The organism is Streptomyces amakusaensis (assembly GCF_039532665.1).
Lineage (GTDB): Bacteria > Actinomycetota > Actinomycetes > Streptomycetales > Streptomycetaceae > Streptomyces > Streptomyces amakusaensis.
Genome location: NZ_BAAASB010000022.1, coordinates 58,869 through 83,054 on the forward strand (window position 1 = coordinate 58,869; position 24,186 = coordinate 83,054).

At 72.2% G+C, this 24,186-nt stretch carries 21 protein-coding genes and 1 pseudogene; 4 read left to right on the plus strand and 18 right to left on the minus strand.

Going from position 1 to position 24,186, the window contains the following annotated elements; genetic code table 11:
• Nucleotides 1-238: 238 nt before the first annotated feature.
• The 6 genes from cobT to ABD371_RS30230 form a co-directional block, all read right to left on the minus strand.
• The gene (cobT, locus tag ABD371_RS30205) at nucleotides 239-3,814 is read right to left on the minus strand and encodes a nicotinate-nucleotide--dimethylbenzimidazole phosphoribosyltransferase (RefSeq protein ID WP_344483872.1); all 3,576 of its coding nucleotides are present in this window, start codon (nucleotides 3,812-3,814) and stop codon (nucleotides 239-241) included.
• Between the two features lie 320 nt (nucleotides 3,815-4,134).
• Entirely contained in the window at nucleotides 4,135-5,382 is a 1,248-nt protein-coding gene (cbiE, locus tag ABD371_RS30210) for a precorrin-6y C5,15-methyltransferase (decarboxylating) subunit CbiE (protein WP_344483875.1), read from the minus strand.
• A gap of 155 nt (nucleotides 5,383-5,537) precedes the next feature.
• Nucleotides 5,538-6,173: a GNAT family N-acetyltransferase gene (locus ABD371_RS30215; RefSeq protein WP_344483878.1), complete on the minus strand. Its 636-nt coding sequence runs from the start codon at nucleotides 6,171-6,173 to the stop codon at nucleotides 5,538-5,540.
• Between the two features lie 150 nt (nucleotides 6,174-6,323).
• Nucleotides 6,324-7,160: a MetQ/NlpA family ABC transporter substrate-binding protein gene (locus tag ABD371_RS30220; RefSeq protein WP_190124361.1), complete on the minus strand. Its 837-nt coding sequence runs from the start codon at nucleotides 7,158-7,160 to the stop codon at nucleotides 6,324-6,326.
• Between the two features lie 54 nt (nucleotides 7,161-7,214).
• Entirely contained in the window at nucleotides 7,215-7,958 is a 744-nt protein-coding gene (locus ABD371_RS30225; protein WP_344483883.1) for a methionine ABC transporter permease, read from the minus strand.
• Nucleotides 7,955-9,034: a methionine ABC transporter ATP-binding protein gene (locus tag ABD371_RS30230; protein ID WP_344483886.1), complete on the minus strand. Its 1,080-nt coding sequence runs from the start codon at nucleotides 9,032-9,034 to the stop codon at nucleotides 7,955-7,957. Before ABD371_RS30230 ends, ABD371_RS30225 begins: the two co-directional genes overlap by 4 nt.
• Nucleotides 9,035-9,611: 577 nt before the next feature.
• Here ABD371_RS30230 and ABD371_RS30235 point away from each other — a divergent pair.
• Together ABD371_RS30235 and ABD371_RS30240 are read left to right on the plus strand one after the other, a co-directional pair.
• Nucleotides 9,612-9,971, plus strand: a complete 360-nt coding sequence (locus ABD371_RS30235) for a hypothetical protein (protein ID WP_344483889.1) — start codon at nucleotides 9,612-9,614, stop codon at nucleotides 9,969-9,971.
• A gap of 2 nt (nucleotides 9,972-9,973) precedes the next feature.
• On the plus strand, nucleotides 9,974-10,453 hold the full coding sequence (locus tag ABD371_RS30240; RefSeq protein ID WP_344483892.1) for a hypothetical protein: 480 nt from the start codon (nucleotides 9,974-9,976) through the stop codon (nucleotides 10,451-10,453).
• 40 nt (nucleotides 10,454-10,493) lie between these two features.
• Here the strand turns inward: ABD371_RS30240 and ABD371_RS30245 are convergent, their stop codons facing one another.
• The 3 genes and pseudogenes from ABD371_RS30245 to ABD371_RS30255 all read right to left on the minus strand — a co-directional run bounded on the left by ABD371_RS30245 (nucleotide 10,494) and on the right by ABD371_RS30255 (nucleotide 12,529).
• Nucleotides 10,494-11,000: a GNAT family N-acetyltransferase gene (locus ABD371_RS30245; RefSeq protein ID WP_344483895.1), complete on the minus strand. Its 507-nt coding sequence runs from the start codon at nucleotides 10,998-11,000 to the stop codon at nucleotides 10,494-10,496.
• A gap of 40 nt (nucleotides 11,001-11,040) precedes the next feature.
• Nucleotides 11,041-11,166, minus strand: a pseudogene (locus ABD371_RS30250) (sigma-70 family RNA polymerase sigma factor); the annotation flags it as partial.
• Nucleotides 11,167-11,317: 151 nt separating this feature from the next.
• Nucleotides 11,318-12,529, minus strand: coding sequence for a glycerophosphodiester phosphodiesterase (locus tag ABD371_RS30255; RefSeq protein ID WP_344483898.1), 1,212 nt, complete (start codon nucleotides 12,527-12,529; stop codon nucleotides 11,318-11,320).
• 256 nt (nucleotides 12,530-12,785) lie between these two features.
• On the opposite strand from ABD371_RS30255, the gene ABD371_RS30260 reads away from it, so the two are divergent.
• A complete protein-coding gene (locus tag ABD371_RS30260) occupies nucleotides 12,786-13,448 on the plus strand; it encodes a lysophospholipid acyltransferase family protein (RefSeq protein ID WP_190124515.1) in 663 nt (220 codons plus the stop codon).
• A 51-nt stretch (nucleotides 13,449-13,499) separates the two neighbouring features.
• Here ABD371_RS30260 and ABD371_RS30265 read toward each other — a convergent pair whose 3' ends face one another.
• The 4 genes from ABD371_RS30265 to ABD371_RS30280 all read right to left on the minus strand — a co-directional run bounded on the left by ABD371_RS30265 (nucleotide 13,500) and on the right by ABD371_RS30280 (nucleotide 18,440).
• Complete coding sequence (locus ABD371_RS30265; RefSeq protein ID WP_344483916.1) at nucleotides 13,500-15,038, minus strand: MFS transporter; 1,539 nt, start codon at nucleotides 15,036-15,038, stop codon at nucleotides 13,500-13,502.
• Nucleotides 15,035-15,589: a TetR/AcrR family transcriptional regulator gene (locus ABD371_RS30270; protein WP_344483919.1), complete on the minus strand. Its 555-nt coding sequence runs from the start codon at nucleotides 15,587-15,589 to the stop codon at nucleotides 15,035-15,037. Before ABD371_RS30270 ends, ABD371_RS30265 begins: the two co-directional genes overlap by 4 nt.
• Before the next feature lie 118 nt (nucleotides 15,590-15,707).
• Nucleotides 15,708-17,135 (minus strand): argininosuccinate lyase, encoded by a 1,428-nt coding sequence (gene argH, locus ABD371_RS30275; RefSeq protein ID WP_344483922.1) that lies wholly within the window; start codon nucleotides 17,133-17,135, stop codon nucleotides 15,708-15,710.
• 111 nt (nucleotides 17,136-17,246) lie between these two features.
• Nucleotides 17,247-18,440, minus strand: a complete 1,194-nt coding sequence (locus ABD371_RS30280) for an argininosuccinate synthase (protein WP_344483925.1) — start codon at nucleotides 18,438-18,440, stop codon at nucleotides 17,247-17,249.
• Between the two features lie 154 nt (nucleotides 18,441-18,594).
• Here ABD371_RS30280 and ABD371_RS30285 point away from each other — a divergent pair, with 154 nt between their 5' ends.
• Complete coding sequence (locus tag ABD371_RS30285; protein ID WP_344483928.1) at nucleotides 18,595-19,182, plus strand: pyridoxamine 5'-phosphate oxidase family protein; 588 nt, start codon at nucleotides 18,595-18,597, stop codon at nucleotides 19,180-19,182.
• An 88-nt stretch (nucleotides 19,183-19,270) separates the two neighbouring features.
• Here ABD371_RS30285 and ABD371_RS30290 read toward each other — a convergent pair whose 3' ends face one another.
• From ABD371_RS30290 to argC, 5 genes are read right to left on the minus strand one after another with little or no spacing between them, the layout of a single operon-like run.
• Nucleotides 19,271-19,807, minus strand: a complete 537-nt coding sequence (locus ABD371_RS30290; protein WP_190124373.1) for an arginine repressor — start codon at nucleotides 19,805-19,807, stop codon at nucleotides 19,271-19,273.
• 7 nt (nucleotides 19,808-19,814) lie between these two features.
• Nucleotides 19,815-21,017 carry an acetylornithine transaminase gene (locus ABD371_RS30295; protein ID WP_344483933.1) on the minus strand — a complete coding sequence of 401 codons (1,203 nt, stop codon included), beginning with the start codon at nucleotides 21,015-21,017 and terminating at the stop codon, nucleotides 19,815-19,817.
• On the minus strand, nucleotides 21,017-21,940 hold the full coding sequence (gene argB / locus ABD371_RS30300) for an acetylglutamate kinase (protein ID WP_344483936.1): 924 nt from the start codon (nucleotides 21,938-21,940) through the stop codon (nucleotides 21,017-21,019). The genes ABD371_RS30295 and argB overlap by 1 nt, the downstream gene beginning before the upstream one ends.
• Nucleotides 21,937-23,091 (minus strand): bifunctional glutamate N-acetyltransferase/amino-acid acetyltransferase ArgJ, encoded by a 1,155-nt coding sequence (gene argJ / locus ABD371_RS30305; protein ID WP_344483939.1) that lies wholly within the window; start codon nucleotides 23,089-23,091, stop codon nucleotides 21,937-21,939. Before argJ ends, argB begins: the two co-directional genes overlap by 4 nt.
• Nucleotides 23,088-24,116, minus strand: coding sequence for an N-acetyl-gamma-glutamyl-phosphate reductase (gene argC, locus ABD371_RS30310; protein ID WP_344483942.1), 1,029 nt, complete (start codon nucleotides 24,114-24,116; stop codon nucleotides 23,088-23,090). The genes argJ and argC overlap by 4 nt, the downstream gene beginning before the upstream one ends.
• Nucleotides 24,117-24,186 lie beyond the last annotated feature (70 nt).

A 24,186-nucleotide genomic window follows, 5' to 3' on the forward strand; every position in this document is an offset into this window, starting at 1 on the left:
CTCCGGCGGAGGTCGCACCGCCCTGACTCCACCGGACAGAACACCGCCCTTGGCCCTGCCTGAGGCAGCACCGCCGGCTCGCCGGGCCCCCCACCGGTGGTGGCGGTGGGGGGTCGTCGTGCACTGGGTGGCATGGGCCGGACAGGCCCCGGGGGCCTGGTGCCGGGCAGGTGTCCGGCACCATGGTTCCCGCGCGGCGGGAGCGGCCCGGGGGCCGGGCCCCGCCGGGCGGGAGGGGCTACTTCTCGGTGACTCCGGCGGAGTCGAAGGTGGCCACCTCGTGCATCGCCCGGGCCGCGCTCTGCACGACCGGGAGTGCCAGCAGCGCGCCCGTCCCCTCCCCCAGCCTCAGGTCCAGGTCCATCAGCGGACGGAGCCCGAGGGTGTTGAGCGCGGCCACGTGGCCCGGCTCCGCGCCCCGGTGCCCGGCGATGCAGGCGGCCAGCGACTCGGGCGCGATCGCGCGCGCCACCAGGGCGGCGGCCCCGGCGGAGACGCCGTCGAGGATCACCGGCGTACGCAGGGAGGCACCGCCGAGGATCAGTCCGACCAGGGCCGCGTGCTCCAGCCCGCCGATCGCGGCGAGCACTCCGATCGGGTCGGTGGTGTCCGGCTTGTGGAGTTCGAGCGCGCGGCGCACGACATCCACCTTGCGGGCGTGCATCTCGTCGTTGATGCCGGTGCCCCGGCCGGTGATCTCCCCCGGGTCCACCCCGGTGAAGACGGAGATCAGCGCGGCGGAGACGGTCGTGTTGGCGATGCCCATCTCACCGGTGAGCAGCGCCTTGTTCCCCGCCGCCACCAGGTCGCGGGCGGTCTCGATGCCGACCTCGATCGCCTGGAGGACCTCCTCGCGGCTGAGGGCGGGACCGGTGGTGAAGTCCGAGGTGCCGGCGCGGACCTTGCGCGGCAGCAGACCGGGGGTGGCGGGCAGGTCGGCGGCGACGCCGACGTCGATGACGCAGACCTCGGCCCCGACCTGGTTGGCGAAGGCGTTGCAGACCGCGCCGCCGCCGAGGAAGTTGGCGACCATCTGGCCGGTAACCTCCTGGGGCCAGGCGGTGACCCCCTGCGCGTGGACCCCGTGGTCCCCGGCGAAGATCGCGACCGCCGCGGGCTCCGGGATCGGCGGCGGGCACATCCGGGAGAGACCGCTGAGCTGCGCGGAGATGATCTCCAGCATGCCGAGCGCCCCGGCGGGCTTGGTCATCCGCTTCTGCCGCTCCCAGGCCTCGCCGAGCGCCTTGGCGTCCAGCGGGCGGATCCCGGCGACGGTCTCCTGGAGCAGGTCGTGCGGCTCCTCGCCGGGCAGCGCGCGGCGGCCGTAGGTCTCCTCGTGGACGACCCAGGCCAGCGGGCGGCGCTGGGACCAGCCCGCCTGCATCAGCTCGGGCTCCTCGGGGAACTCGTCGACGTATCCGACGCACAGATAGGCCACGACCTCCAGGTGCTCCGGGAGTCCGAGCGCGCGGACCATCTCACGCTCGTCGAAGAAGCTGACCCAGCCCACGCCCAGGCCCTCCGCGCGGGCGGCGAGCCAGAGGTTCTCGACGGCCAGCGCCGAGGAGTAGGGGGCCATCTGCGGCTGGCTGTGGCGGCCGAGGGTGTGGCGACCGCCCCGGGTGGGGTCGGCGGTGACGACGATGTTGACCGGGGTGTCGAGGATGGCCTCGATCTTCAGTTCCTTGAACTGCTTCGCCCGGCCCTTCGGCAGCGACTTGGCGTAGGCGTCACGCTGGCGCGTGGCCAGTTCGTGCATGGTCCGCCGGGTCTCGGCGGAGCGGATGACGACGAAGTCCCAGGGCTGGGAGTGGCCGACGCTGGGCGCGGTGTGGGCGGCTTCCAGGACCCGCAGCAGCACCTCGTGCGGGATGGGGTCGGCGCGGAAGCCGTTGCGGATGTCGCGGCGCTCGCGCATCACCCGGAGCACGGCCTCGCGCTCGGCGTCGTCGTACCCGGGGGCGGGCGCGTTCGGCTCGGCGGGGGCCGGCTCCGCCTCGGGTACGGGGGCGGGCTCGGCAGCGGCCTCCGGCTCAGGCTCGGGCTCCTCGGCGACGGCCTCCACGGGGGCGGCCTCAACCGGGGCGACGGGCTCCTCGGCGACGGGCTCGGGGACCGGCTGCGGCTGCGGCTCGGGCGCGGCCTCCGCCGGGGCCTGCTCCTGCTGCTGCTCCTCGACGAGGACGGGAGCGGGCTCGGGCTCGGCGGCGGGCTCGGGCTGCGGCTCGGCCACCACGGCGACGGGCTCGGCCACCGGGGCCTGCTCGGGGACCTGTTCGGCGACCGGGGCGACGGCCGGTACGGCCACGGCCTCCGGCTCGGGTACAACGACGGGCTCGGGTGCGGCGACGGGCTCGGCCGGTGCCTCGGGCTCGGCCGCCGGGGCCGCCTGCTCGGGGGCCTGCTCGGCCGCCGGGGCGGCGGCCGGTACGGCCACGGCCTCCGGCTCCGGTACGACGACGGGCTCGGCCGGCGTCTCGGGAGCGGCCTCGGCGACCGGCTCCGGCGCGGGCTGCGCCACGGGGGCGGGCTCGGGGGCCGCCTGGGGCTCGACGGCGACGACCGGCTCCGGCTCGGGCGCGGGCTCGGCGGCCGGGGCCTCGGCGGCGGGCTCGACGGCTTCGGGGGCGACGGGCTCCGGCTCCACGGCCGCAGCCTCGGCCTCGACGATCACGGGCTCCGCGACCTCCGCGACCTCGGCCGTCTCGACCTCCGGCTCCTCGGCAGGCTGCGCCTCGGGCGCGGGCGGCGCGACGGCTTCCGCCGGGGCGGGGGCGGCGACGGCGGCCTCGGCCGGAGCGGGCTGCTCCGCCTCGGGCTCGACAGCGACCGGCGCGGGCTCGGGCGCGGGCTCGGGGGCGACCTGCTCCGGCTCCGGCTCGGCGACGACCGGCTCGGGCTCGGCCGCGACCGGCACCAGGGCCTCCACCAGTTCGGTCACCAGCACCTCCGGGGGAAGCGCGACGGCTTCCGCCGGGGCCGGGGCGGCGGGCGCGGGGACGGTCGCCGGAGGCTGCGGGTCCCACGGGATCCCGGGCTGCGGCGGGATCTCGCCCAGCTGCGGCCCGGGCAGCACGGTCGCCGCGCTCTCGCGCGGCGTGTCGAGGTACTCCGGTCCGGTGCTCTGCGGCCCCGGGGTGTTCTGCACGGTCAGGGGGTGCGGAGGCGCACCGGCGGGACCCCGGTCGGCGAGCGAGCGGACCACTCCGCCGGAGGTGTCCGGCAGCGGCGGGCCCATGTGCAGCGGCCGGCGGGCGGCCGGCGGGGCCGGGGGGAACGCCGGGGCGGGAGCGGGCTGCTCACCGGCGGCGGGAGCGCCGGGAGCCGGAGGGGCCTCCGGGACGCCGGGAGCGACGGGCGCTTCCCCGGCGGCCGGCGGGGCCATGGTCTGCGCGGGCTGCCCGACGGGCTGCTCCGCCGCCGCGGCTTCCGCGAGCGCCTGTATGCCCGACACCGGGGCAGCCTGCTCGGGCGCGCCGAGGTCCGCCGGAGCGTGGAAGCCGGGCCCGGCGGGAACCGCTCCGGGCACGAACTGCTCCGCGACCGGAGCGCCCACCGGCTGCTGCTGGTGCTGTGGCTGCGGGGGCTGCGGCTGCTGGACCTCCGGCGGGAGGGGCGGCATGGCCAGCGCTCCCTGGGTGTCGCTCCACGCGCCCTGCGCGCCGGGCATCAACAGCAGATCGTCCTCGTCCGGGCCGTGCGCGGAGGGGTCCAGGAAGGTGTAAGCACCGGTGCCGGGCATGCCCGGCTGCTGCTCCGCCACGCCTGCGTTCCCCGGCAGCCCGTCGCCCGGGATCTGGCCGGTGTCAGTCATGCGTACCCCTCGCACATCGATTGTGAGTCCTTCGCCCATCGCCGTGGACGGCCGGTCGCTGTGGTACGGACGCCCGTCCAGGAGAACGAGCGCACGCGCCACGCGGCACGATCGCCCCACGGACTCCAAGCATTCTCGCGGCCGTTCGCGGCCTCGGCAGGGAGATCCGCCAGGGTTCGCTGTGGGCTGCGCCACGTTACGCTTCCCCCGGTCGCGACGTACCACATACCGGAGTCAAAGCGACACTGCTTTTCCGGTACTCCCGGCCGTCCGCGAAGGAAACGGCAGACGTCCAAGGTGCGGTACAACGATCGGCCAGCCTACCTCGCGCCGCTGACAGCGCGGTCCGGCTGCCGTCCCGAGAGCAGGAAGACGACGGATCGCTCCCGCTCCGCCCAGCCTTGGGGATCGAGTTCCACCGACTGGAGCAGCGCGCACTCGACGCTGTATCCGCCGCCCGCCAGGGCCGCGCCGATGGCCTCGGCCCCGTCGCGGGTGGAGGCGTGGGCGACGATGCGTTCGGGCCGGCGGTCGGCGCAGGCGGCGACCACTTCCGCGCCGCCGCCCCCGATCCGTACGACATCGGGTTCGGGCAGCCGCTCCAGTACGTGCGGCGCGCGGCCGTGGACCACCTGGAGCCGGACTCCGGCGCGGCGGGCGGCGGCGTCGGTGCGGGTGCAGGCCGCGGGATCGGCGTCGACGGCGATCACGGCCGCGCCGAAGCGGGCCGCGTCGGCGGCGAACGCCCCGCCGCCGGAGCCGACGTCCCAGACCAGATCGCCGGTCCGGGGTCCGAGCCGGGCCAGCTGGAGGGCGCGCAGCGGCTCCGACTCGCCCTCGTCGGGGGCCTCGGCCCGGGGGTCGTGGGGTCGCTCGGGCAGTGCCCAGCCGCGTATCCCGGGGGGATAGCCGGTGTCGCGCCCGGCGATCCAGCCGCCGCCCGCGGCGGCCGGGTGGCCCCCGGCGACGCCGCCGATCACGATGACGACGTTGGGGTCGCGCCAGACGTGGTCCGCGACCCGGTCGGAGGTGAGGACGGTGACCTGTTCGGCGTCGGTGCCGAGTTCCTCGCAGATGACGAAGGTGCGGTGGACGCCTTCGAGCAGCAGGGCCAGTTCCGCCGGGCCGGCGCCCGGGGAGGTGAGGACGGCGACCTTGGGGTGGGCGCGGCAGACATTGACGGCGCGGCGCAGCGTACGGCGGCCGGCGACGACGATCTGGGCGTCGTCCCAGGGCATTCCGGCGCGGGCGAAGGCGGTGGCGACGGAGGAGACGGCGGGGACGACCTCGACCTCGAGGCCGTGTTCGGGGGCGCGCAGGGTGCGTACGACGCCGAAGAAGCCGGGGTCTCCGTCGGCGAGGACCACGGCGGTGCCCCGGTGGCCGGCGATCCGGCGGGCCGCGAGGTCGACGCTGCCGAGGCGGATCCGTTCGGCGTTGCCGGGGATCTGGGGGAGGGCGAGATGGTGGCCCGCGCCGGCCACGAGGGTCGCGGCGGCGAGGGCGGACGTGGCCGCGGCGGTCAGGGGCGAACCGTCCCAGCCGATCACCGTGACGCGGTCGGCCATCGTCAGTCTCCTGATGTCGTCGCAGGTGGGGCCGGGTTGAACGGGGCGAGCAGGCTGAGACTACCCGGCGCGGGCGTTCAGCCTCGGTTCGGCACCGGTTCGGTGTCGGTTCAATGACCGTCCGGGACAATTCAGTTCGGACCGGTCGGTTCGGGTCAATTCAGTTCGGTGAAGGAGGCGTAGCCGAACTGGGCCATCTGGTCCGTGCCGCCTTCCAGGTCTTCGGGCAGCAGGCTCCAGACGATCAGGTCGGTGCGGGTCTCGGCCCAGCGGCCGTCCTCCGTCTGGGTGCGCGCTATCCACGCGTTGCGCAGTACGCCCTCGCTGATCGCCCCGGCCTTCTGGGCGACCTGCTGGGAGGCGGTGTTGCCGGCGGCGGTGCGCAGCTCCAGCCGTTCGAAGCGCTGGTCGCGGAAGAGCCATTTGGCGGTGGCCAGCAGTGATTCGGTGGCGTACCCCTCGCCGCGCGCCCAGGGCGCGGTGACGTAGGAGGCCTCGGTGGAGCGGGTGCGCCAGTTGGTGGCGCGCAGCAGTACGGCCCCGACGAGCCGCTGGGTGAGGAATTCGGTGACGGCCAGCGCGATGCCCCGGCCCCGGCCGTGCTCGGCGGGGGCGGTCCGGCGGATCCAGTGCTCGGCGTCGGCCCTGGTGTAGGGGTGGGGCGCGGTGGTCCAGGCGGTGACCTGCTCGTCGTTCATCATCTCGGTGTACGCCGGGATGTCGGCCTCCTCGAAGGGGCGCAGCACCAACCGATCCGTGCTGATGGACACGTCCGGGAAGGTGGTAGTCATTGCGCCGCTCCATAACCAGGGGCCTGCCGAAAAACCCAGCATGCAGCATGGGCCCGCCGAACCGCACCACAGGGTGGCGCACTTGGCCCCGGCCACGGCCGGGACGCCCCGGGCCCGCACACCTGTCGGGGTGTGCGGGCCCCGGGGGGATCAGAACGCCGGGATGACGGAGCCGTCGTACTCGTCCTCGATGAACTTCTTCACCTCGGGCGAGGTCAGCAGCTTGGCGAGCTTCACGACCCGCTCGTCCTTCTCGTTGCCCTCCTTGACCGCGAGGAAGTTGCCGTACGGGTTGTCCGTGGCGGATTCGAGGGCGAGGGAGTCGTTCTTGGGGCTCAGGTCGGCCTCGACGGCGTAGTTGCCGTTGATCACGGCGGCGTCGACCTCGCCGAGGGCGCGGGGCACCAGGGCGGCCTCGAGCTCCTTGAACTTGAGCTTCTTGGGGTTCTCGGCGATGTCCTTGGGGGTGGCCTCGTTGCCCGCGCCGTCCTTCAGCTTGATCAGGCCGTTCTCCTGGAGGAGCTTGAGGGCGCGCGCCTCGTTGGTGGTGTCGTTGGGCAGGGCGATGGTCGCGCCGCTCTTGAGGTCGGCCAGCTTCTCGTTCTTCTTGGAGTAGAGGCCGAGCGGCTCCAGGTGAACGGTGGCGACGGGGACGATCGTCGTGCCGTTCTTCTTGTTGAAGTCGTCGAGGTACGGCTTGTGCTGGAAGTAGTTGGCACCCACCTCGCCGCTCTGGGTCGCCGTGTTGGGCGTCACATAGTCGGTGAACTCCTTGACCTCCAGCTTGAGGTCTTCCTTCGCGGCCAGGTTGTCCTTGACGTAGCCGAGGATGGCGGCGTGCGGGACGGAGCTGGCGGCGACGAGGAGCGGCTTGTCGGCGGAGCCCGCTCCGGCGTTGGAGTCGGAGTCCTTGCCGCAGCCGGTGAGTCCGAGGGTGAGGGCTCCGGCGGCCAGGACGGCGGTGGTGATCTTGGCGGTGTTACGCACGAAAAGTGCCTTTCTCCATGAGTGGTGCGGGTGGTGCGCCCCGGGTGGGGTCGGTCAGAGGGTCTTGGTGGGCACCGGTTCCGGTACCGGGTCCTTGGGGACGGCCTTGAGGAGGCGCAGTCTGGGGGCCGGTCCGCCGCGTCCGCGCCGGTGCAGGCCGCGGGCGGCGTAGTCGCCGGCGAACTGGATGAGGGAGATGACGACGGCGAGGATCGCGACCGTGATCCACATCAGTTCGTTCTCGAAGCGCATGTAGCCGTAGCGGATGGCGATGTCGCCGAGGCCGCCCGCGCCGACCGAGCCGGCCATCGCCGAGTAGCCGATGAGCGCGACGACGGTGGTGGTGGCGCCGGCGATGAGCGACGGGAGGGACTCGGGCACGAGCACCTTCCGTACGACGGTCCAGACGCTGCCGCCCATGGACTGGACGGCTTCGACGAGCCCGCCGTCCACCTCGCGGACGGAGGTCTCCACCAGCCGGGCGAAGAAGGGGATGGCCCCGACCGCCAGGGGGACGATCGCCCCGTCGCGGCCGATGGTGGTGCCGGCGATCGCCAGGGTGAACGGCAGCAGCGCGACCATGAGGATGATGAACGGCATGGACCGGGTGATGTTGACGATCTGGCCGATCACCTTGTTGAGCAGCGGGCTGCTCAGCAGTCCGCCCCGGTCGGTGAGGACGAGGAGGATGCCGAGCGGCAGTCCCAGGGCGATGGATATGGCGGTCGACCAGCCGACCATGTAAAGGGTGTCCCAACAGGCCTGCTCCAGCAGCGGGCGCATCTCCGACCAGGTCACTTGGCACCTTCCTTGGCGACGGGGGCGGAGACGGCGGCGGGGCCGGGCACGGTGGTGGCGGCGGGCGCGGGTGCCGTGTCGGCGACCTCGACCTGGAGGCCCCGTTCGCGGAGGAAGCCGATCGGGACGACGTTCTCCTCGAAGCGGCCGGGCAGCTCGATGCGCATCCGGCCGACCTGGAGGCCGCCGACGGTGTCCATCGCCGCGCCGAGGATCGAGATGTCGATGTTGTAGGTGCGGGAGAGCTGGGAGATCACCGGCTGGGTGGCGGCGTCCCCGTGGAAGGTGACGTCGACGACCGTGCGGTCCTCGCCCGAGGCCGCGCCGCTGACCGGGAAGAGGGCGGCGGCGAGTTCCGAGCCGGGGGTGGCGAGGAGTTCGCTGACCGTTCCGGACTCGACGATCCGGCCGTTCTCCATCAGGGCGGCGGAGTCGCAGACCGTCTTGACGACGTCCATCTCATGGGTGATGAGCAGGACGGTGAGGCCGAGGCGGCGGTTGAGGTCGCGCAGCAGCTGGAGGATGGAGCGGGTGGTCTCGGGGTCGAGCGCGCTGGTCGCCTCGTCGGAGAGGAGGACCTTGGGGTCCCCGGCGAGCGCCCGGGCGATGCCGACGCGCTGCTTCTGGCCGCCGGAGAGCTGACTGGGGTAGGACTTGGCCTTGTCGGCGAGGCCCACCAGGTCGAGCAGTTCCAGCGCCTTCCTGGAGCGCTCCCGTCCGGAGTGTCCGAGGATCTCCAGCGGCAGTTCGACGTTGTCCTGCACGGTGCGCGAGGACAGCAGGTTGAAGTGCTGGAAGACCATGCCGATACGGCTGCGGGCCTCCCTGAGCTGTCTGCCCGCGCGCGGTCCGGGCCCGGCGAGTGCGGTGAGGTCCTGGCCGTCCACGGTCACGGTGCCGGAGGTGGGGCGCTCAAGGAGGTTGACGCAGCGGATGAGCGAGGACTTGCCGGCGCCGCTCTGTCCGATGACGCCGTACACCTCGCCTTCCCTGACATGGAGATCGACGCCGTCCAGGGCGGTGATCTCGCGTCCTCGCGAGCGGTAGACCTTGGTGAGGCCCGTTGTGGTGATCACTGGGATGTCCGTCACTGTCGAGTGCGGGGCGAGCGTCCTCGCCGGGGCACGGGGCGTTCGTCTTCTGGGCTTTCTGGTGGGAACGCGGCACGGTCGGAGTCCGGGGGCGCGGGGCACCCGGAGGGGGGACGACTCGTGTGCGGGGCAGCGGCCGTCCACGGGGGACGAGCGGCGGGCGATCTCACTTCGGGGCGCGAGGTACAGGCAGGGGCCCTCAGAAGGCGCACATTCGACACATACAACGAGCACCGGGCGTCGTGATCGCCTCGGTCGCAAGGATGCGGCTGCTCGTCGTGGTCATGTCGGCAAGTAAAGCAGATGGCTTTCCTGCCGGACCAAGGCTGTCCGCATAGCGGACGGTTCATTCGTGCCATGCGGACGGCCCGCCCTCTGGCGCCGATCCCGGTGCTTCCGGGCTGACCTGCACGGATACGTCCGTTTGGCCGGTCGGGGAGGGCCGGTGCCGGGGACCGGGAGAACGGCCGGGTTGTGGCCAAGGCCACGGCCGCCGCCGCGGGCCTCCGGGCGCGCGGGGCCGCGCGCACGGGGACCCGTGGTCCGTAATAGTCTCGGAGCCATGCTTGACGCCCTGACGGTCGCGGTCGGTGTGGCCGCGCTCGCCCTCGCAGCCTGGTGCGGTTTCGCCGCGTACCGCGACCAGCCGACCAAGGACTGGCACTTCATCGGCATGGCCGTGGTGTCGGTGCTGGCGCTGGCACAGCTGGTGGTGGGAATCGTCCAGCTGGCGCGGGGCGAGCGGGCCCACGACGGGACGACGACCTTCGTGGTCTATCTGATCGGGGCGTTCCTCTCGGTGCCGGCCGCCGCCTTCCTGTCGCTGACGGAGCGGACCCGCTGGGGTTCGGCGACCGTCGCGGCGGGCGCGGTGGTGCTCGCGGTGCTGGAAGTCCGGCTCTACGACATCTGGGGAGGCTGACGATGACCGAGCCCGTCACGGCCGGGACGAAGGCCGCCGGGAAGTCCGGGGCCGCCGGGAAGTCCGAGCGCCCGGGGCGGACCAGGCTGGTCGCGGGTCCGGGACTGCTGCTGGTGTGGCTGTACTCGGTGATGTCCGTCGGCGCGGTGTCCCGCTCGGTCTACGAGATCGCGGTCCGCTTCGACACCGCCCCGCTCGCGCACTCGCTCTCCGCCGTCGCGGCCGTGGTGTACGCGTTCATCACCTACACCCTGGTACGCGGCGGGGAGACGGCCCGCCGGGCCGCGCTGGTGTGCTGCGCGGCCGAGCTGGCCGGTGTGCTGATCGTCGGCACCTGGACGGTGCTGGAGCCGTCGGCCTTCCCCGACTCCACCGTCTGGTCGGCGTACGGCATGGGCTATGTCTTCATCCCGGTGCTGCTGCCGGTGACCGGGATGCTCTGGCTGCGCCGCTCGCGCGGCACCGGGCCGGCCGAGGCCTGAACCCGGAACCGCGCGAGGCGGCGGGGAGCCGGACGCCTCCTCAGGCGCTGGCGACGAAGGCCCCGAGCGCGGCGGCCTCCTTCTCCAGGGTGACCAGGGTGAGCCTCGGCCCGACCTCCTCGCGGGCGACCGGCACATAACCCCGGCTGCGGTAGAGCCGGAGATTGCCCTCGCTGCGGTGGCCGGTGAAGAGCCGGTACCGCTGGGCGGGCGAAGCGGCGGCGAAGCGGTCCTCGATCGCGTCGAGGAGCCGGCCGCCGAGGCCGTGCCGCTGGAGCCGGGGATGGACGATCAGTTTGGCGATCCGGGCGATGCCGTCCGGGCCGACGCTGCCCCGTACGGAGGCGACCACTTCGTCGCCGAGCCTGGCCACCAGGGCGTGCCCGCCTGCGATCTCGGCGCACAGGTCGTCGAGCGACTGGGTGAGGGGCTCGATGGCGTAGTCGCCGTACAGCTCCGCCTCGCTCTGGTAGCAGAGATACTGCAGCTTGAGGATGTGCTCGGCATCCTGTGCTGTCGCCGCTGAGATGGTCACGCTCATGCCCATGCGCGCATGCCTCCCGCTCACCTGTTCTCTTACGGTTGTCTTATCGCTCCATTCCCCCATGTTCAGGAGCCGCAACCTCTGTCGGGAGCATTCTGCGCAGGCATCCCAGGCAACGGGAACGCCTGGACCCCAGACTTCCCTGTGATATTCCCAACTCTCCTGCGATTTATCGGCAAGTGGCGGCACTGAACAACAACATCGCAGTCAGCAGCCGGATATGCACTCCGGGTGTACGGGTGGCCGGGCCGCCCGGCCTCCCCCCGCCGGGCTCCGACGACCACCCGTTCGGGGCACGGACCCGTCCCGGGCGGACCCGCTCAGCCGCGGAAGTCGGCCGCCGCGAGCAGCCCGGTGTCCGGGTGGTCGGTGAAGATACCGTCGATCCCGGTGGCGAGGTAGCGGCGGTACGCGCCGAAGACGTCGCCGTACTCGTTCGCCGCGACCGCCGGGGGCAGTCCGTGGTCGAGACGGAAGTCGGCGGGGAGGAAGCTGTTCTCGTTGCGCAGGGTGTAGGGGTGGACGATCAGATCCCTCCGGTGGGCTTCGCGGACCAGCGCCGTCGGCCGGCCGAGCGCCCCGCTCGCGTCCCGGGGGATGACCAGGTCGAGACTGGGCCCGATGCCCTGGGCGAAGGAGGCGATCCACCTCAGCCCCTCGGGGGTGATCAGGTCGGCCACCGTGCGCGGGTCCCCGGCCTCGACGAAGTCCCAGGGCCGGTCGCCCGGGGCGGAGAGCAGCACCACGCGCGGCGAGGAGACCAGCCGGGCCATCCGCCGCATGCTGCCCGGCTCGAAGGACTGGAGGAAGACCGGGGAGTCGGCGCGGTGCCGGCCGTACCGGCGCAGCAGCCGGGCGAGCGGCTCCTCCAGACCGAGCCCCAGCCCCCGGAAGTAGGTGGGGTGCTTGGTCTCGGCGTGGAGCCAGACGGGCCGGCCCCGGCGGCGGCCCTCCCCCTCGGCCCAGCGCAGCACCTCCTCGAAGGTGGGGACGGCCCAGCGGCCGTCGTAGAGGGTGTTCTTGGGGCGGTTGCGCGGGATGCGCTCGCGGGTGCGCAGGGTCTTCAGCTCCGCGAGGGTGAAGTCCTCGGTGAACCAGCCGGTGAGGGTGGTGCCGTCGACCCTCTTGGTCGCCCGCCGGGCGGCGTACTCGGGGCGGTCGGCGACATCGGTGGTGCCGGAGATGTCGTTCTCGTGACGGCATACGAGATGGCCGTCCCGGGTGGGCACCAGATCCTGCTCGATGACATCGGCCCCCATGTCGAGCGCGAGCTGATACGCGCCGATGGTGTGCTCGGGCCGGTAACCGCTGGCTCCCCGGTGGGCGATCACCGCGGGGCGGGGCAGTGAGCGGTACGAGCCCCCGCCGCCGTGCCGCCCGCCCGCCGGGGCCGAGGCCGAGGCCGCCGGGGCGGTCGCGCCCGTGACCCCGAGCACCGCGCCGCCCAGCGCCGCCGCGCCGACGGCCCGCCGCCGCACTCCCCTGTTCTCCGCACCCTGCGCACCTTGCGCACCTTGCGCACCCTGTGTCATCGGCATTCCTCCTGTGCTCTGCGGTGACGCCCCGTGACATCCCGGGCCCGGCGGCCGTTTCCGACGCTAGGGAGCGAGCTCTGCCGGCGGGAGGACCCGGGGCGAACGTGGCGCGAACAGATGTCAACAGCCCGTATCCAGAACGTGAACCCGATGTGCGATCGGACGCGATCCGCGAGTATCGTCCTCACCTGCGCAGAACCAGGCTGCCCACGGCCGCCGTCCGCCCATGACACCGGAGGACCCGTTGTCCCGCTTGTCGATCATCAAGGCCGTTCTAGGACCTTTCCTGCGCTTGATGTTCCGTCCCCGGGTGGAAGGCGTGGAGAACATCCCGGGCTCCGGCCCGGTCATTCTGGCCGGAAACCATCTCACCTTCATCGACTCGATGATCATGCCGCTGTCGTGCTCGCGCCCGGTGTACTTCATCGGCAAGGACGAGTACGTCACCGGGAAGGGCCTCAAGGGCCGCGCGATGGCCTGGTTCTTCACCGGCGTCGGCATGATCCCGGTGGACCGCGACGGCGCGAACGGCGGAGTGGCGGCGCTGATGACGGGCCGTCGGGTGCTGGAGGAGGGCAAGGTCTTCGGCATCTACCCCGAGGGCACCCGCTCCCCCGACGGCCGGCTCTACCGGGGCCGTACCGGAATCGCCCGGCTGACCCTGATGACCGGCGCGCCCGTCGTCCCGTTCGCCGTGATCGGCACGGACAAGCTCCAGCCCGGCGGCGCGGGCCTGCCGCGCCCCGGCAAGGTGACGCTGCGCTTCGGCGAGCCGATGGAGTTCTCCCGGTACGAGGGCATGGACCGCGACCGCTATGTGCTGCGCGCGGTCACCGACTCGGTGATGACCGAGGTGATGCGGCTGTCCGGCCAGGAGTACGTGGACATGTACGCCACCAAGGCGAAGGCCGCCTGAGAAACGGGGAAAGGGCCGGACCCCGAGCGGGGGTCCGGCCCTTCTTCCTGTCTAAGGGTGCTCGACGCCGTCCTCCAGCTTCTGGCCCTTCAGCAGGAACCAGGAGGCGAGGGCCGTGAGCAGCAGCACCGCCGAGCCGACCGCGCCGGCCACGTGGAAGCCGTCGGCGAAGGCGTCCCGCGCCGAGGAGAGCAGGGCCGCGCCCTGCTCCTGGGGGAGCCCCTGGACGGCCTGCGCCGCACCGCCGAGGGAGTCCCGGGCCTCCGCCGCGACCTCGGCCGGCACCCCGTCGGGGACGGTGAAGTTCCGGTAGACGCCGGTGACCACCGAGCCCAGCAGCGCGATACCGAGCGCCGCGCCGAGTTCGTAGGCCGTCTCGGAGACCGCCGAGGCCGCGCCCGCCTCCTCCTTCGGGACGCTGGAGAGGATGACGTCGGCGGTCACCGTGAAGGCGAGACCCGCGCCGAGGCCGCCCAGGAAGAGCGCGAACCCCATGGCGAGCGGCCCGGTCTCGGCGGTCAGCAGCACACAGGAGCCGAGCGCGATCCCGACCGCCGCCAGTCCGCCGGAGACGGCGCTGCGCACCGAGGCCCGGCGGGCCAGATGTCCGGCGAGCAGACCGGAGCCGACCGCGCCGATCGCGGCGGGCAGTTCGATCAGCCCGGCCTCCAGCGGGGAGCGCCCCTGGACGAGCTGGAGGAACTGGGAGAGGAAGAAGACCAGCCCGGAGAGGCCGAGGATGGTCAGCAGGTCCGCCAGCACCGCGCCGGAGAAGCCCCGGTTGTGGAAGAGCCGGACATTGAGCAGCGGCGAGGGCAGGGTGAGCTGCCTCCGTACGAACCAGATCAGCGCGCTGATGCCGATCACCGCCGAGCCCGCCGATGCCAGGCTCGGGCCGTGCACCGCCGTCTCCTTGATGGCGTAGACGACGGCGACCATGCCGATCAGCGACAGGGCGACGCTGATGAGGTCCCAGGGGCCCGGGTCGGGGTTGCGCGACTCGGGGAGCAGCTTGAGGCCGACGAGGACCAGGACCGCCATGACGGGCAGGTTGATCAGGAAGACCGAGCCCCACCAGAAGTGCTCCAGCAGCACACCGCCGACGACCGGGCCGACGGCCGCGCCGGCGGAGGCGGCGGCGCCCCAGATGCCGACCGCGATGCTGCGTTCCTTGGGGTCGTGGAAGAGGTTGCGGATCAGGGCGAGCGTGGACGGCATCAGGGTCGCGCCGGCGACGCCGAGCAGTGCGCGGGCCACGATCATGGCCTCGGGGCTGGTGGCGTAGGCGTTGAGCACGGAGACCGCGCCGAAGGCGACGGCACCGATCAGCAGGAGTTTCTTGCGGCCGATGCGGTCGCCGAGGCTGCCCATGGAGATCAGCAGACCGGCGATGACGAAGGAGTAGACGTCGCCGATCCAGAGGAGCTGGGTGCCGGACGGCTGGAGGTCCTCGCTCAGATACGGGGTGGCCAGGCCGAGCACGGTGGCGTCCACCGCGACCAGCAGTACGGCCAGTACGAGCACGGCGAGCGCGAGCCAGCGGCCGGGCGCGCGCACCGCCTCCCGGGCCTTGAGGTCGGTGCCGTTCATTCCTTCACGCTCCGTCTGGTGCAGCCGCCGAGCAGCAGCTCGGTGGTCATGTACTGGTAGTCGTTGGCGGCCAGCCGGCCGGAGTGGACCGACCAGGCTCCCGCGCTGATCAGTCCGTAGAGGGCTTCGGCGAGCCAGCTCGCGCTGAGGTCGACGCGGAAGCCGCCCTCCTCCTGGCCGCGCCGGAAGAGCGCGGCGATGCGGGCGTCGAGCCGGTCCCAGCCCTCGTTGACGTGCTCGCCCTCGAAGAGCTGGTTCTCGGAGATCAGGAAGCCGAGCAGACCGGTGGCCGGGGTGGAGGCGGTGACGAGCCGGCGCAGCGCGTCGGCCGGGTCGCCCTCGTGGAGCCTGGCCGATTCGACGGCGGCCTCGAACTCGCGCAGCCCGAGCTCCTCCAGCGCCCGGACCAGCGCGTCCCGCCCGGCGAAGTGCCGGTGCAGGGTGGCGCGGCCGATGCCGGCGGCCTTGGCCACCTCGTCCATCGTGGCGGTGGCCTTGTGGGAGAGAAGGGTGGCGGCGCTTCTGAGCACCTGCTCGCGATCCACGGTCATGAGACAACCATAACCCAAATGAGACATGAATGTCTCACCGCTGCTCCCGGAGCCACCCCGTGAACGACGCAGCGCCGCCGCCCGTGACGGGCGGCGGCGCTGCGAGGGGAGGAGGGGACTACCGCTTGGCGGCGGCCCAGGTGTGCTGCACGGCCAGATCCGCCCTGACCTCGGCGAGCTGGACCGCCACGGCGGACGGGGCGGTGCCGCCCCGGCCGTTGCGGGAGGCCAGCGCGCCCGGGACGTTGAGCACCGTGCGGACCTCGGGGGTCAGATGCTCGGAGATCTTGGCGAACTCCTCGTCCGAGAGCTGGTCCAGCTCGATGCCCCGGCCCTCGCACTCCTTGACGCACTCGCCCGCGACCTCGTGGGCGACCCGGAACGGCACCCCCTGCCGGACCAGCCACTCGGCGATGTCGGTGGCGAGCGAGAAGCCGGCCGGGGCCAGCTCCTCCATCCGCTCCCGGTGCACGGTGAGGGTGGCCATCATCCCGGTGAAGGCGGGCAGCAGGACCTCCAGCTGGTCGCAGGAGTCGAAGACCGGCTCCTTGTCCTCCTGGAGATCCCGGTTGTACGCCAGCGGCAGCGCCTTCAGGGTCGCCAGCAGACCCGTGAGATTGCCGATGAGCCGGCCGGACTTGCCGCGCGCCAGCTCCGCGATGTCCGGGTTCTTCTTCTGCGGCATGATCGAGGAGCCGGTGGAGAAGGCGTCGTGGAGGGTGACGAAGGAGAACTCCTTCGTGTTCCAGATGATGATCTCCTCCGCGATCCGGGAGAGGTTCACCCCGATCATCGCGGTGATGAAGGCGAACTCCGCCACGAAGTCGCGCGAGGCCGTGCCGTCGATCGAGTTGCCCGCCGAACCGCCCTCGAAGCCCAGGTCGGCCGCGACCGCCTCGGGGTCGAGCCCCAGCGAGGAGCCCGCGAGCGCCCCGGAGCCGTACGGCGAGACCGCCGTGCGCGCGTCCCACTGGCGCAGCCGCTCGGCGTCCCGGGAGAAGGCCTGGACATGGGCGAGCACATGGTGGGCGAAGAGGACCGGCTGCGCGTGCTGAAGATGCGTACGGCCGGGCATGGCCACGTCGGGGTGCGCCTCGGCGAGTCCCACCAGCGCGTCCTGGAGCTCGGCGATCAGCCCGCCGATGATCCGCGCGTGGTCGCGCAGATACATCCGGAAGAGCGTGGCGACCTGGTCGTTGCGGGAGCGGCCGGCCCGCAGCTTGCCCCCGAGGTCGGGGCTGAGACGCTCCAGCAGCCCGCGCTCCAGGGCGGTGTGGACGTCCTCGTCGGCGACGGTCCCCACGAAGTCGCCGGAGGCGACGTCGGCCTCCAGCAGATCGAGCCCGGCGATCATCCGGGTCAGTTCGTCCTCGGTGAGCAGCCCCGCCGTGCGCAGCACCCGGGCGTGGGCGCGGGAGCCGGCGATGTCGTACGGCGCGAGACGCCAGTCGAAGTGGACGGAGGCGGAGAGCGCCGCCAGCGCCTTCGCGGGACCGTCGGCGAACCGTCCGCCCCAGAGCCGGACGTCACCGCTGTTGCTGCTCACTGCTGAAGCTCCTCGGATGAGTGGATGTACTGCCGCTCCCCGGGCCCACGCCCGGCCCGGGGCCGCCGGCCGCCCCGGGTGGGCGGGGCGGCGGCGGTGTGACGGCGGGTGTCAGGCGAGGTCGCGCCTGGCGGCGATCTTCGAGGAGAGGCCGAAGATCTCGATGAAGCCCTGGGCCTTGGACTGGTCGAAGGTGTCGCCGGTGTCGTAGGTGGCGAGGTTGAAGTCGTAGAGCGACTCGTCCGACTTGCGGCCGGTGACGACGGCGCGCCCGCCGTGCAGGGTCATCCGGATGTCACCGGTGACGTGCTGGTTGGCCTCGTTGATGAAGCCGTCCAGGGCGCGCTTGAGCGGGGAGAACCACAGGCCGTCGTAGACCAGCTCGCCCCAGCGCTGCTCGACCTGCCGCTTGTAGCGGGCCAGCTCGCGCTCGACCGTGACGTTCTCCAGCTCCTGGTGGGCGGTGATCAGCGCGATCGCGCCGGGGGCCTCGTACACCTCGCGGGACTTGATGCCCACGAGACGGTCCTCGACGATGTCGATCCGGCCGATGCCCTGGGCGCCGGCCCGCTCGTTGAGCTGCTGGATCGCCTGGAGGACGGTGACGGGCCTGCCGTCGATGGCGACCGGGACGCCCGCCTTGAAGGAGATGACGACCTCGTCGGCCTCGCGGGGCTCGGCCGGGTTGGAGGTGTACTCGTAGACGTCCTCGATCGGCGCGTTCCAGATGTCCTCCAGGAAGCCGGTCTCCACGGCCCGCCCGAAGACGTTCTGGTCGATGGAGTACGGCGACTTCTTGGTGGTGACGATCGGGAGCTGCTTCTCCTCGCAGAAGGCGATCGCCTTGTCCCGGGTCATCGCGTAGTCGCGGACCGGGGCGATGCACTTCAGGTCGGGGCCGAGGGCGGAGATGCCGGCCTCGAAGCGGACCTGGTCGTTGCCCTTGCCGGTGCAGCCGTGGGCGACGATGCCGGCGTTGTGCTTCTTCGCGGCGGCGACCAGGTGCTTGACGATCGTGGGCCGGGAGAGCGCGGAGACCAGCGGGTAGCGGTCCATGTAGAGGGCGTTGGCCTTGATCGCCGGGAGGCAGTACTCGTCGGCGAACTCGTCCCTGGCGTCGGCGACCTCGGCCTCCACCGCACCGCAGGCGAGGGCGCGCTTGCGGATGACGTCCAGGTCCTCGCCGCCCTGGCCGACGTCCACGGCGACGGCGATGACCTCGGCGCCCGTCTCCTCGGCGATCCAGCCGATGGCGACAGAGGTGTCCAGACCGCCCGAGTAGGCGAGTACGACGCGCTCGGTCACGGGATTCTCCTTACGGTGCATTCGGTGATGGAATAAGTATGCAAGCTCCCGCATGATTCGTCAACGTCCCTCCGGGTGGCGCGGCCCGCACCCCGCGCTCTCAAGGGGTGAAATGGCCGGTCCGGAGCGCGGAATCGGGCCGATAATCGACTTCATGGGACAGCGCTATGAACGCATAGAAGGCCGTATCCGGACATTCATCGAGCAACAGCCCGTCTTCTTCACCGCGACCGCCCCGCTGAGCGGCGACGGCCATGTCAACCTCTCCCCCAAGGGCCGCAGCGGCACCCTCGTCGTCATCGACGGGCTGACCCTGGCCTATCTGGACTTCGGAGGCAGCAGCGCGGAGACCGTCGCCCATCTCCGCGAGGAGGGGAACGGCAGGATCACCCTGATGTGGTGCGCCTTCTCCGGGCCGCCCAAGGTGCTGCGGGTGCACGGCCAGGGCGAGGCGGTCTTCCGGGACGATCCGCGCTGGGCGGAGCTGATCGGGCACTTCGCCGAGGTGGACGGGCCGAGCGCGCGGGCGATCGTGCTGGTGCGCGCCCGCCGGATCAGCGACGCCTGCGGCTTCGCGGTGCCGTTCATGACGTACGACGAGGAGCGGACGCAGCACGCCGAGCACTTCGCGCGGAAGACGGACGAGGAGTTCGCCGCGTACTGCGAGAAGAAGGAGCATCTGGGGGTGAGCCTGGACGGGCTGCCCGCGCTCCCGCTGCCGCTCCCGGCGCGCACCGTCTGACCGGACCCGGGCGCGCGTTCGGCCCGCACCCCGGAGCGGGGTGCGGGCCGAACGGCGTACGCGGACGCGGTCGCGTCGCGGTCGCGGGCTAGCGGTCCTTCTGGGCCAGCCCCAGCAGATGGTCGGCGAGCGCCTGCCCGCCGGTGGGGCCCCGGCTGATCAGCAGCAGGGTGTCGTCGCCCGCGATGGTGCCGAGGATGTCGTGCAGTTCGGCCTGGTCGATGGCCGAGGCGAGGAACTGCGCCGCCCCGGGGGGCGTACGCAGCACCACCAGATTGGCGGAGGCCTCCGCGGAGATCAGCAGCTCCCCGGAGAGCCGGCGCATCCGTTCCTCCTTCGCCGACTCGCCGAGAGGGGCCTGCGGGGTGCGGAAGCCGCCCTCGCTGGGCACCGCGTAGATCAGCTCGCCACCGGTGTTGCGGATCTTCACCGCGCCCAGCTCGTCGAGGTCCCGGGAGAGCGTCGCCTGGGTGACGTTCAGCCCGTTGTCCGCGAGGAGTTTCGCCAGCTGGCTCTGTGAGCGGACCGGCTGCCGGTTGAGGATGTCCACGATCCGACGGTGGCGGGCCATACGGGTCTGCGGTACCGCGGGCCCACCCTGCTCGGAGTCCTGCGCCTCGGTCATCGTCGTCTCATTCTCCGGTTAGTCCTGTCCCGTTCCGCTCGTAGACCGTGTCGAGAACCCCGGGCAGGGCCTGGAGAAACGCGTCCACGTCCGCCTCACCAATGATCAGCGGCGGCATCAGCCGTACGACATCGGGGGCCGGGGCGTTCACCAGGAAGCCGGCGTTCTGAGCCGCGAGCTGCACCTGAGGCGCGAGGGGCTCGTTGAGCACGATACCCAGCAACAGGCCGGCGCCGCGGACATGGGAGACCAGCTCGTGTCCGAGAGATTCCACTCCGTCCCGGATCTTCTCCCCCAGTCGTTTGACCTGGTCGAGCAGTCCACCGGCGGCGAGAGTGTCCAGAACGGCCAGTCCGGCGGCGCAGGCGACGGGGTTGCCGCCGAAGGTGGAGCCGTGGTGGCCGGGCTTCAGCAGCTCGGCGGCCGGGCCGAAGGCGAGCACCGCGCCGAGCGGCAGCCCGCCGCCCAGCCCCTTGGCGAGGGTGACCACATCGGCCTCGACGCCCTCGGCCTGGGCGGCGAACCAGTGGCCCGTCCGGCCGATGCCGGTCTGGACCTCGTCCAGGACCAGCAGGGTGCCGGTGGCCCGGGTGATCTCCCTGGCCGCCTCCAGATAGCCGGGGTCCGGGACGACCACACCGTTCTCGCCCTGGATCGGCTCCAGGATCACCAGCGCCGTCTCGGTGGTGACGGCGGCGCGCAGGGCCTCGGCGTCCCCGTAGGGAACATGGGTGACCTCGCCGGGCAGCGGCAGGAACGGATCCCGCTTGGCGGGCTGGCCGGTGAGGGCGAGCGCCCCCATGGTCCGGCCGTGGAAGCCCCCGGAGGTGGCGACCATGTGCGGACGCCCGGTCAGCCGGCCGATCTTGAAGGCGGCCTCATTGGCCTCCGCGCCCGAGTTGCAGAAGTAGGCCCGCCCCGGCCGGCCGGCCAGCTGGATCAGCCGCTCGGCGAGGGCGAGGGGCGGCTCGGCGGCGTACAGATTGGAGACATGGCCGAGGGAGGCGATCTGCCGGGAGACGGCCTCCACCACGGCGGGGTGGCCGTGGCCCAGCGCGTTCACGGCGATGCCGCCGACGAAATCGGTGTACGTGACACCGTCGGCGTCCCGGACGCGGGCGCCCTCGCCGCCGACCAGGGTGAGCGACGGGGTGCCGTAGTTGTCGGCCATCACTCCGCGCCAGCGCTGGGCGAACTCCTGGTTGCTCATCATTTCCCCTCGGTGACGGACCGGTCGTCGGGCACGACCATGGTGCCGATGCCCTCGTCGGTGAAGATCTCCAGCAGGATCGAGTGCGGCACCCGGCCGTCGATCACCCTGGCGGTGTTGACCCCGTTGCGGACGGCGAAGAGACAGCCCTCCATCTTGGGGACCATCCCGCTGGAGAGATCCGGAAGCAGCTTCTCCAGCTGGGTGGCGGTGAGCCTGCTGATCACCTCGTCGCTGTGGGGCCAGTCCTCGTAGAGGCCCTCGACATCGGTGAGCACCATCAGGGTCTCCGCGCCAAGCGCCGCAGCGAGAGCCGCAGCCGCCGTATCAGCATTGACGTTGTAGACATGGCCGTCGTCCTCCGCACGGGCGATGGAGGAGATGACCGGGATCCGGCCGTCCTCCAGCAGCGCCTTCACGGCGCCGGTGTCGATCCTGGTCACCTCGCCGACCCGGCCGATGTCGACCGGCACGCCGTCGATGAGCGGCTGGTGCTTGGTCGCGGTGATGGTGTGGGCGTCCTCGCCGGTGAGACCGACGGCGAGCGGCCCGTGCTGGTTGAGCAGCCCGACCAGCTCGCGCTGGACCTGTCCGGCCAGCACCATCCGTACGACGTCCATCGCCTCGGGCGTGGTGACCCGAAGCCCCGCCTTGAACTCGCTGACCAGGCCCTGCTTGTCGAGCTGGGCGCTGATCTGCGGGCCGCCGCCGTGGACGACGACCGGCTTGAGGCCGGCGTGGTGGAGAAAGACGACGTCCTGGGCGAAGGCCGCCTTCAGATCCTCGTCGATCATGGCGTTGCCGCCGAACTTCACCACCACGGTCTTGCCCTGGTGACGGGTCAGCCAGGGCAGCGCCTCGATGAGGATCCGGGCCTTCGGCAGCGCGGTGTGCTTGCGCGCGGGGGTCTGGGGGCCGCTCATGAGCTGTACGCGCTGTTCTCGTGGACGTAGTCGGCGGTGAGGTCGTTGGCCCAGATGACGGCGGAGGCGGAGCCGGCCGAGAGGTCCGCGGTGATCCGCACCTCGCGGTAGCGCATGTCCACCAGGTCCCGGTCCTCGCCGACGCTGCCCGCGCGGCAGACCCACACATCGTTGATCGCGACATTGAGCCGGTCGGGCTCGAAGACGGCCTTGGTGGTGCCGATGGCGGAGAGCACCCGGCCCCAGTTGGGGTCCTCCCCGTGGATCGCGCACTTGAGGAGGTTGTTGCGGGCGATCGAGCGGCCGACCTCGACGGCGTCGTCCTCGGTGGCCGCGCCCACGACCTCGATGCGGATGTCCTTGGACGCGCCCTCGGCGTCGCCGATGAGCTGACGGGCGAGATCGTCGCAGACGGCCCGGACGGCCTCGGCGAACGCGGCCTCCTCGGGGACCGTCCCGGACGCGCCGGAGGCGAGCAGCAGCACGGTGTCGTTGGTGGACATGCAGCCGTCGGAGTCCACCCGGTCGAAGGTGGTGCGGGTGGCCTCGCGCAGCGCCCGGTCCAGGGCGGGGCTGTCGACATCGGCGTCGGTGGTGAGCACGACGAGCATGGTGGCGAGCCCGGGGGCGAGCATTCCGGCCCCCTTGGCCATGCCGCCGACGGTCCAGCCCTCGCCCTGGCGGACGGCGGTCTTGTGAACGGTGTCGGTGGTCTTGATGGCGATGGCGGCCTTCTCGCCGCCGTACGGGGAGAGCTCGCCCGCCGCCTTCTCGATGCCCGGCAGCAGCTTGTCCATGGGGAGGAGCAGGCCGATGAGACCGGTGGAGGCGACGGCGATCTCGCCCGCGCTGTGGTCCCCCAGGACCTCGGCGGCCTTCTCGGCGGTGGCGTGGGTGTCCTGGAAGCCCTGCGGGCCGGTGCAGGCGTTGGCCCCGCCGGAGTTCAGGACGACGGCGCCGACCGTGCCGCCCTTGAGGACCTGCTCGGACCAGAGGACCGGGGCCGCCTTGACGCGGTTGGAGGTGAAGACGCCCGCGGCGGCGCGGCGGGGACCGTTGTTGACCACGAGGGCCAGGTCCGGGTTGCCGTTCTCCTTGATTCCGGCGGCGATGCCCGCCGCCGTGAATCCTTGCGCTGCCGTGACGCTCACGGTGCCACTCCGATCGTTGAGAGTCCTGTGGTCTCGTCGAGGCCCAGGGCGATGTTCATGCTCTGCACCGCGCCGCCGGCGGTGCCCTTGGTCAGGTTGTCGATGGCGCTGATCGCGATGATCCGGCGGGCGCTCTCGTCGTACGCGACCTGGATCTGCGCGGCGTTGGAGCCGTACACGGACGCGGTCGCGGGCCACTGCCCCTCGGGGAGCAGCCGGACGAAGGGCTCGTCGGCGAGGGCCTTCTCATAGGCGGCCCGTACGTCCGCCGCCGTGACGCCCGGCCTCGCCCTCGCGGAGCAGGTGGCGAGGATGCCGCGCGCCATGGGGGCGAGGGTCGGGGTGAAGGAGACCGTGACCCGCTCCCCCGCCACCGCGCTCAGGTTCTGGATCATCTCGGGGGTGTGCCGGTGGCCGCCGCCCACGCCGTACGGGCTCATCGAACCCATCACCTCGGAGCCCAGCAGATGCGCCTTGGGCGTCTTGCCCGCGCCGGAGGTGCCGGAGGCGGCCGTGATCACGGCCTCGGGCTCGGCGATGTCCGCCGCGTACGCCGGGAAGAGCGCCAGCGAGACGGCGGTCGGGTAGCACCCGGGCACCGCGATCCGCCTGGACCCCGCCAGCGCGCCCCGCGCGCCCGGCAGCTCGGGGAGGCCGTAAGGCCAGGTCCCCGCGTGCTCCGAGCCGTAGAACCTCTCCCAGTCCGCGGCGTCCGCCAGCCGGAAGTCCGCCCCCATGTCGATGACGAGGACATCCTCGCCGAGCCGCTCGGCCACGGCGGCCGACTGCCCGTGCGGCAGCGCGAGAAACACGACGTCGTGCCCCGCCAGCACCTCGGCCTCGGTGGGCTCCAGCACCCGGCCGGCCAGCGGCGTCAGATGCGGCTGAAGTCCGCCGAGCGCCTGCCCGGCGTTTGAATGGCCGGTGAGCGCGCCGATCTCGACCCCGGGATGCCCCAGAAGCAGCCGGAGCACCTCCCCGCCCGCATAGCCGCTCGCGCCCGCCACTGCTGCTCGTACCGCCATCGAACCCTCCTTGTCGACGGCATGACTATACGCAGCACCGCACTTTTATGCAATGGAGTCCTGAGGGGAC

Bases quoted from the DNA above. Each gene is read 5' to 3' on its own strand.
- cobT (WP_344483872.1), bottom strand. From the start codon at position 3,814: ATGACTGACACCGGCCAGATCCCGGGCGACGGGCTGCCGGGGAACGCA.
- cbiE (WP_344483875.1), bottom strand. From the start codon at position 5,382: ATGGCCGACCGCGTCACGGTGATCGGCTGGGACGGTTCGCCCCTGACC.
- ABD371_RS30215 (WP_344483878.1), bottom strand. From the start codon at position 6,173: ATGACTACCACCTTCCCGGACGTGTCCATCAGCACGGATCGGTTGGTG.
- ABD371_RS30235 (WP_344483889.1), top strand. From the start codon at position 9,612: ATGCTTGACGCCCTGACGGTCGCGGTCGGTGTGGCCGCGCTCGCCCTC.
- ABD371_RS30240 (WP_344483892.1), top strand. From the start codon at position 9,974: ATGACCGAGCCCGTCACGGCCGGGACGAAGGCCGCCGGGAAGTCCGGG.
- ABD371_RS30245 (WP_344483895.1), bottom strand. From the start codon at position 11,000: ATGGGCATGAGCGTGACCATCTCAGCGGCGACAGCACAGGATGCCGAG.
- ABD371_RS30255 (WP_344483898.1), bottom strand. From the start codon at position 12,529: ATGACACAGGGTGCGCAAGGTGCGCAAGGTGCGCAGGGTGCGGAGAAC.
- ABD371_RS30265 (WP_344483916.1), bottom strand. From the start codon at position 15,038: ATGAACGGCACCGACCTCAAGGCCCGGGAGGCGGTGCGCGCGCCCGGC.
- ABD371_RS30270 (WP_344483919.1), bottom strand. From the start codon at position 15,589: ATGACCGTGGATCGCGAGCAGGTGCTCAGAAGCGCCGCCACCCTTCTC.
- ABD371_RS30285 (WP_344483928.1), top strand. From the start codon at position 18,595: ATGGGACAGCGCTATGAACGCATAGAAGGCCGTATCCGGACATTCATC.
- ABD371_RS30290 (WP_190124373.1), bottom strand. From the start codon at position 19,807: ATGACCGAGGCGCAGGACTCCGAGCAGGGTGGGCCCGCGGTACCGCAG.
- ABD371_RS30295 (WP_344483933.1), bottom strand. From the start codon at position 21,017: ATGAGCAACCAGGAGTTCGCCCAGCGCTGGCGCGGAGTGATGGCCGAC.
- argB (WP_344483936.1), bottom strand. From the start codon at position 21,940: ATGAGCGGCCCCCAGACCCCCGCGCGCAAGCACACCGCGCTGCCGAAG.
- argC (WP_344483942.1), bottom strand. From the start codon at position 24,116: ATGGCGGTACGAGCAGCAGTGGCGGGCGCGAGCGGCTATGCGGGCGGG.